Genomic DNA, 7,409 nt, shown 5'->3' with positions numbered 1-7,409 from the left:
TTCCGCAACGCGCTCCACGACCCGCTTCGCCCGATGCGGGGTCTCACCCTCGCAGGCCGCGACGGCCGCCCGCTCGAACTCGGCACGCACCTGATCGTCCAGGCGCGCCCCGGCGTCTTGGATGAGCCGCACGTGCGCGGCGTTGATCCGCGCGTCCGTGAACGCCTGCATCGTGGCGGGAAACTTCGTCATCAGCTCCGCGGCGCGCACCATCCGGCCCTGCACGACCCGGTCGGACATGTGCAGCACCGCCGCGAGTTCCGCGGCGACACTGCGGGCGGCGAGTTCCACCGACTCACCCCGCACCCCGGACGCACCGTCCGCGGCGGCGAGGTCCTCCGCGAGGCGGTGCGCGACGGCGAGGTGCGCTTCCTTCAACGCTTGCAGGCGGGTGATCGTCGCCTCGGTGGTCGCCAACCCGTCCACGAGCGCGGCCAGCACGGCGGCCGGATCCACCGGGTCCACCCCGGGATCCACCACCGTGCTGGTCGAGCTCGTCATACCCCCATTCAACCCGGGGTCACCGACATTCCAGGCTCGAAAAGGGCCAGATCAGATCCAGAAAAGATCACGAGCAGGTCACAAGATCCCAGTCGCCGCTGGCCTCTGTCGCAGAGCCCCTCGAAGCGCCCGACTCGCGGACCTTTCGTCTCGCCTTCGACTCGTCCACGGCGCGGGCAGCCACCAGAGTTCGCCGGATCCAGCGGCTCAGGGCGCGAGTGCCGCGACGGCGCCGATCTCGACGAGTGCTCCGGGCACGCCGAGTCCTGCCACGCGGGCCGCGGTGACGAGCGGCGGTGCTCCTTCGCGCGCGAGCTTCGGGCCCACCGCGCCGTAGGCCGCGCGCAGATCCGCGTCCTGGTGGATCAGCACGGTCCAGCTCACGACATCGGCGAGGGTGGCTCCGGCGGCGGCCAGCGCGGCGGCGGCATTGTCGAGGGCGCGCGCGGACTGCACGGCGACGTCGTCCGAGACGACTGCGCCGGTCTCGTCGACGCCGTTCTGGCCGCCGACGTGGATCGTCGTGGATCCCGGCGGGATCACGGCGACGTGGCTGAACGCGGGGCTGTTCACGAGCCCCGGGACGTGCGGGTAGGAGATGCTCATGCCCGCGAGCGTAGCCACGGCATCCGACATCGCGTCAGGCCCCTCCGGAGACGGGTCGAGGCCGCCTGGCGCGGCGCGATAGACTCGAGAGGCTCAACAGGAGGTTGCCCGGTGATCCTTCACTACATCGTGTTCGGAATTCTGTTCCTCGGCGGATTCGCGCTGCTGGGCATTGCCCCCGGCCTGCCCGCCTGGCAGGGGCCAGTCTTCGTCGCGGGCATCCTTGCGATCAGCCTCGCCCTCGCGTACATGATGCGCGAGCCGGGCGGCGCCACCAAGCGCTCGCGCTCCTGGGAGAACTGAGCTCCGCTCCCGCTCGGCTTCGCGGCACTACTCCCTCGGGAGTACCCCGGAAGCACACCGCCGACGGATCCGCCGCGCGCGAGGCGCGATTAGCATCGGAGGATGCCGGATCAGCCGCTCGATGACACCTCGACGGCGTCGGCGGCGTGGTTCGGACCCGACACCGGACGGATCCCGGCCGGACCGCCGCCGCGGGTCCGCCTGATCGCACCCGTCGTGCTGTGCCTGCTCGTGCAGGTGCCGGCCTCSMTCTGGGTCGCCGCGCACGCCGATCACGGACTGCATTGGCGGATCCTGCTGCATCTCGCGCTCGCGGTGGCAGGGCCGCTCGCACTGCTCGCCGCGCGGCGATTCCCCGGCCCGACCGTCGCCGTCGTCTCCGGGCTCGCCCTGCTTGACGTGCTCACGACGCCCGTCTACGGACCGCCCTACCTCGCCCTGGCGTTCGCGATCGCGCTCGCCGTGGCCCGCGGAGCCGCCGTCTGGGCGGCCGCCTCGGTCGCGACGGCGTGGGTCGCCGCGATCCTCGTCGGAGTCATGATCGGCCGGATCTGGCATCCGGGGCTCATCGTCGCGGCGACGCTCGCGCTCGCCGCCAGCTTCGCCGTCGGCGCCTTCGTGCGCACCCGCGGCGCCCGGATGGCCGCGCTGCGCGCCGACGCGCAGCGCCATCGCCGCAGCGCAGAGGAGCGCGAGCGGGTGCGCATCGCGCGTGAGCTGCATGACGTGCTCGGGCATGCGCTGTCGCAGATGAACGTGCAGGCGAGCGTCGGACTGCACCTGTTCGACCGCGATCCGGAGCAGGCGCGCACCGCGCTGCAGAACGTGAAGGACACCTCCAAGCTGGCACTGGAAGAGGTGCGTGGCGTGCTGGGCGTGCTCCGCGACGGTGAAGTGCCGCTCGTCCCGCAGGCCGAGCTCGCCGAGCTCCCCCGGCTCATCGCGGGCCTCACCGCGCCCGGTCTGGACATCGCGCTCGACGACCGCCTCGGCGACCACGCGCCCAGTCGAGCCGTGCAGTTCGCGGCGTACCGCATCGTGCAGGAAGCACTCACCAACGCCGTGCGGCACGCGCACGCCGCGCACGTGCGGGTGGTGCTCGAGCGGCGAGAGGATCCGGATCCCCGCCTCGTCGTCGCGATCGAGGACGACGGCCGCGGCTTCGGAGACGCCGACCCGACCGCGACGGGGCACGGCGGCGTGCTGGGCATGCAGGAGCGGGCGGCGCTGCTCGGCGGCCGCATCGAGCTCGGCTCCGCGGACGGCGGAGGGGCGCGCATCGTCGCGACCCTGCCCTGGGGGCGGGCGTCATGATCCGGGTCGCGCTCGCGGACGACCAGCTGCTCGTGCGTGCGGGATTCCGCGCTCTGCTCGATGCCGAGGACGACATCGAGGTGCTCGTCGAGGCCGCGGGTGGCGAGGAGCTGCTGCGTCGGATCCGCGAGACGCCGGTCGACGTCGTGCTGATGGACATCCGGATGCCGGAGGGCGACGGGCTGTGGGCGACCGAGGAGATCGCCGCGGATCCGCGTCTTGCCGGAGTGCACGTCGTGATCGTGACCACGTTCGAGCTCGACGACTACGTGGCGCGCGCGGTGCGGGCCGGCGCTGCCGGCTTCCTCGTGAAGGACACCGAGCCCGCCGATCTCGTGCGCGCCGTGCGGGTGGTCGCGGCGGGGGGTGCGCTGCTCTCGCCCGGCGTGACCCGGCGGCTGCTCGAGCGGCTCGCAGTGGGCCTGCGCGAGGCGCCGGGATCTGCCGCGCTCGACGGGATCACCGAGCGCGAGCGCGAGGTGCTGCGCCTCGTCGGACTGGGGCTGACCAACGACGAGATCGCGGAGCGCCTGTTCCTCAGCCCGCTCACCGCGAAGACCCACGTCTCCCGGATCATGGCGAAGCTGCACGCCCGCGACCGGGTGCACCTCGTCGTGATCGCCTACGAGACCGGCCTCGTGGCTCCCGGCTGGCAGTAGCGGATCCGGACCCGCACGGTCCCGGGTGACGCGGACCCCGCTGCCCTCTTCCGCTCGGGTCGCATTTCGTCCGGTCGGGTCGCACTTCTTCGGCTCGGGTCGCACTTTCGGCTGTTGCGGCCAGGGAGTTGCAGCAGTTTCTGCGACCTGAGTTCGGGCAGCGGCCGGTTTCCGATGTGGATCCGGATCCCTACTCCCTGGGGAGCAGGCGGAATCACTCCCCGGGCCGGATTCGCCGGAGGGTGCGGATCGCGAGGCTGGAGGCATCGGTCGAGATGCGGCCGATCCGATCGAAGGAAGGGCATCATGCTCGCAACCGTCGCGGCCGTCGCCGCGCATCCCGGCCACATGGGGTTCCACCCGTTCTGGCCCGTCTTCATCATCGGCCCGCTGATGTTCCTGATCATCGTGGGCCTGCTCGTCGCCCTCCTCGTGCGCCGGCGCCGCTGGGGCGGACCGGGTCCGTGGGGCTGGCAGGGTGCTCAGGGAGCAGCCGGCGGGCAGGCCCCGTGGGCGGCCAAGCCGCAGAGCAGCGGCGCGGAGCAGGTGCTCGCGAGCCGCTTCGCGAACGGCGACATCGATGAGACCGAGTACCGCGCGCGGCTCGAGGTGCTGCGCGCGAACCGCCCGGAGGCCTGACTCGACGACCGGGACGTGAGTCCGATCGGTGGCCCGCCGTGCCTGCGCATGGCGGGCCACCGGCGTGCGTGAGCGAGAATGGGGGCATGCTCCGGCCGCCGATCCCTTCTCCTGCATGCGGGGGCGGGAAGTGACGGAGGCCGCCCGCGAGAACTCGCGCACGGCGCAGATCTCCGCAGACCTGCGCCGGCGGATCTCTGAGGGAGGGTTCGCGGCCGGCACCCGTTTGCCGAGCGAGGCGGCGCTGAGCGCCGAATACGGCACCACGCGCAGCGTGATCCGCGGGGCGCTCGCCCGCCTGGCCCGGCTGTCGCTCGTCGTCTCCCGGCCGCGCGGCGGATGGATCGTCCAGGCCGCGCATCAGACCCAGGGCTTCGCGCGGATGCAGTCGTTCACGGAATGGGCGAGCGAGGGCGGGCGCGTCCCCGGCGGCACGATCACGTCCCGCACGGTGGGGCCGGCGGATGCACGGGAGGCGCAGCGGTTCCGCATCAGGCTCGGTGAGCCCCTGCACCGGTTCGTGCGGCTGCGCACGCTGGACGGGCTGCCCGTCATGATCGAGCGCTCGGTCTGGGCGCCGTGGGTGGCCGAGGTCATCACGCGGGTGCCGGACGACGTGCGCTCGACCACCGTCGCCCTCGCCGAGGCCGGGATCCGCGTCGCATCGACGAACCACCGGATCGAGGCGGCTGCCGCGACCACYGAGGATGCGGCACTGCTCGGCGTGCGCCGCTCCAGCCCGCTGCTGCAGGTCGGGCGCACGACGACGACCCGCGAGGGGCGGCTCGTGGAGCTCGGGGTGGACCGTTACCGTGCCGGTGCGATCGCGTTCGAGATCGAAGCGGGGCAGACGGTCCGCACCGCGCTCTGAGCGGCGGATGAGCGGGGTCGTTGAGCGAGCCCCGAGCGCAGCGAGGAGCGAGACGAAACGCGGTTCCGACGGGCGGCGGCGTTTCGTCTCGGTCGGCTTCGCCGTCCTCGCCCAACGACCCTGGGGTGGGAACGGCGGAAACGGCCCAGTGTGCACGCTCGGCGGCCGGATCCACGGGTGACGGGGCCGATGCCACCGGCTCGTCCTCCGGCGTTCACCCGCTGTTCCCCTCGGCTTGCTCTCCTCGAGGTCGGCGCCCGCTCCGGGGTGCCCCGTCGTCCCGAGGAGCGTCATGTCCAGCGAGCCCGTCCCGTTCAGCCCGGATCCGTACGAGCGCCCGCGAACCGTCCCCGACGAGGTGCTGCACAGCGGCATGACCCGTCGCGGCATGCTGCGCGCTCTCGGCCTGCTGGGCGGTGCCGCCGCCGTGGGCGCCGGATTCGGCGCAGGGGCGGCCGCCCCGTCGGCATCGGCCGCCGAGGGCGCGGGTGCCGTTGCCGCGGGCGCCTCGCGCGTCTACGCGCTGCCCGAGGGCTTCTCCGGCGACATCACCGACCTCAAGCACGTCGTGATCCTCATGCAGGAGAACCGCTCGTTCGACCACTACTACGGCGCTCTGCCCGGTGTGCGCGGCTTCGACGACAAGCAGGCCCTGCGCTTCCAGAACGGCACCGACGTCTTCTCCCAGCCGCAGGGATCCTCCTTCGTCAAGCCCAGCCGGGTGACCACGGTCGCAGGCACCACCACGGGTCTGGACCACTCGTACTCGGGCGGCACGTCGGCGTGGGCCGGTGGACGCTACAACAACTGGATCGGCGCCAAGGGCGCCAACACGATGCACTACGTCTCCGGCGAGGAGATCCCCTGGCAGTACTCGCTCGCGAGCGCCTATACGATCTGCGACAACTGGCACTGCTCGGTCATGGGCCCGACCACGCCGAACCGGCTCTACGCGTGGACCGGCACCTCGGGCGGCGTCGTCGACAACGGCGGCGAGTCCAACGGCAACCGCACCTGGCAGACCTACCCTGAGGCGCTGCAGGCCGCGGGTGTCTCCTGGCGGATCTACGTCGACAACACGAACAACGGATCCAGCTGGGTCGGCGACTACACCGACAACCCGATCCGCGGCTTCAACACCTTCACGACGTCGGGCTCGTCCGCGCAGGACATCGCGAACCGCAACGACGCCGCCAAGAACGCCCCCGGCACGGGCCTGGTCTGGCGGGCCGGGTCCGCGCCCTACGCCTCCACCGGCGTGACCAACAACGACAGCGACGCCAACGTCAACGGCGTGCTGAAGGACTTCATCGCGGCCTGCAAGCCGGGGGCGCAGTATCCGCTGCCGCAGGTCTCCTGGATCGTCGCCCCGTACAGCTGGTCGGAGCACCCCTCGGCCAACCCCGAGCACGGCGCGCACTTCTCGAACCGGGTGATCCAGACGCTGCAGAGCAACCCCGACATCTGGAAGAGCACGCTGCTCATCATGACGTTCGACGAGAACGACGGATACTTCGACCACGTCCTGCCGCCGTTCGCCGAGCCGGGCACCCCGGGCGAGTACAACGGATCCACCCCGATCGGATACGGCGCCCGCATCCCCACGATCCTCGTCTCGCCGTGGACGCGCGGCGGCTGGGTCGGCACCGAGACCTTCGACCACACCTCGCTGATCCGCTTCCTCGAGACGTGGACCACCGCGATCGGCACCCCGGCGCTGTCGACCACGATCACCGCCTGGCGCCGCGGGATCAGCGGAGACCTCACGAGCGCGATGGATTTCGCCCACCCCGTGATCGACGTCCCGTCGCTGCCCGACACGGACGCCCTGGTGCAGATCGCCCGCGCGGGCGGCACGATCGGCACCCAGGTGCCGCCGGCCGACAAGTGGTCGAGCACGCCGCTCAAGCACCGGCCCCTGTCGTACCACCCGCACGGCGTCTTCGTGGAGGACCGCAAGACAGGCACCGTCAGCGTGCAGCTCAGCCTGGTCGGAGGCCCGCAAGGCAAGGCGCTGAGCCTGCAGGCCTTCCCCGACAAGTACCTGCCGTTCGCGAACACCCCCTACACGGTCACCGGCGCGAAGCCGGCGGCGCACGTCTGGGACGCGACCGCGCAGGACGGCCGTTACGCGTTCTCGGTGTACGGACCTGACGGGTTCGTCCGCGCGCACGCCGGCACGGTCCTGCCGGCGGGCCAGAACGGCAGCGCCGTGCCCCGCATCGACGTCGACCTCGTCGCCGGCGAGACGCCGACCGTCGAGATCACGCTGCACAACGACGGCCGCCAGAGCGTGCACTACGCCCTCACGCCCAACGACCACGCCGGCACCGCGCAGCGCATCTGGGTCAAGCCCGGTGCGACCCAGAAGGTGACCTGGCCCACCTCCGAGGGCTACTACGACGTCGTCGTCACCGCCGACACGAACAGCGGCTGGCGGCACCGCTACGCCGGGCGCGTGGCCCAGCTGCCGGCCTGACCCCGAGCGCCCGACGCCGCCGCACCCGATCCGATGG

The 7,409-nt window shown here is 72.0% G+C and carries 7 protein-coding genes and 1 pseudogene; 6 read left to right on the top strand and 2 right to left on the bottom strand.

What is annotated here, in order from left to right:
- A pseudogene (locus AC1DMN_RS11100) lies at positions 1 to 501 on the bottom strand (HNH endonuclease); the annotation flags it as partial.
- 207 nt (positions 502 to 708) lie between these two features.
- Positions 709 to 1,107 (bottom strand): RidA family protein, encoded by a 399-nt coding sequence (locus AC1DMN_RS11095; RefSeq protein ID WP_440734943.1) that lies wholly within the window; start codon positions 1,105 to 1,107, stop codon positions 709 to 711.
- Positions 1,108 to 1,218: 111 nt separating this feature from the next.
- Between AC1DMN_RS11095 and AC1DMN_RS11090 the strand changes: the two genes are divergently transcribed.
- The 6 genes from AC1DMN_RS11090 to AC1DMN_RS11065 all read left to right on the top strand — a co-directional run bounded on the left by AC1DMN_RS11090 (position 1,219) and on the right by AC1DMN_RS11065 (position 7,372).
- Positions 1,219 to 1,410 (top strand): hypothetical protein, encoded by a 192-nt coding sequence (locus tag AC1DMN_RS11090; RefSeq protein WP_441978314.1) that lies wholly within the window; start codon positions 1,219 to 1,221, stop codon positions 1,408 to 1,410.
- Between the two features lie 102 nt (positions 1,411 to 1,512).
- Complete coding sequence (locus AC1DMN_RS11085) at positions 1,513 to 2,724, top strand: sensor histidine kinase (RefSeq protein ID WP_477384218.1); 1,212 nt, start codon at positions 1,513 to 1,515, stop codon at positions 2,722 to 2,724.
- Positions 2,721 to 3,383 carry a response regulator gene (locus AC1DMN_RS11080; protein WP_477230565.1) on the top strand — a complete coding sequence of 221 codons (663 nt, stop codon included), beginning with the start codon at positions 2,721 to 2,723 and terminating at the stop codon, positions 3,381 to 3,383. Before AC1DMN_RS11085 ends, AC1DMN_RS11080 begins: the two co-directional genes overlap by 4 nt.
- Positions 3,384 to 3,689: 306 nt before the next feature.
- Positions 3,690 to 4,022, top strand: a complete 333-nt coding sequence (locus AC1DMN_RS11075) for an SHOCT domain-containing protein (RefSeq protein WP_440734947.1) — start codon at positions 3,690 to 3,692, stop codon at positions 4,020 to 4,022.
- A 130-nt stretch (positions 4,023 to 4,152) separates the two neighbouring features.
- A complete protein-coding gene (locus AC1DMN_RS11070; RefSeq protein ID WP_477230564.1) occupies positions 4,153 to 4,893 on the top strand; it encodes a GntR family transcriptional regulator in 741 nt (246 codons plus the stop codon).
- A 292-nt stretch (positions 4,894 to 5,185) separates the two neighbouring features.
- On the top strand, positions 5,186 to 7,372 hold the full coding sequence (locus tag AC1DMN_RS11065) for an alkaline phosphatase family protein (protein WP_477230563.1): 2,187 nt from the start codon (positions 5,186 to 5,188) through the stop codon (positions 7,370 to 7,372).
- Positions 7,373 to 7,409 lie beyond the last annotated feature (37 nt).

This window comes from Microbacterium sp. 01T413_2 (assembly GCF_056398985.1).
The sequence above is the reverse complement of the archived record's forward strand: the minus strand, read 5'-3'. Positions and strand labels throughout refer to the sequence as shown.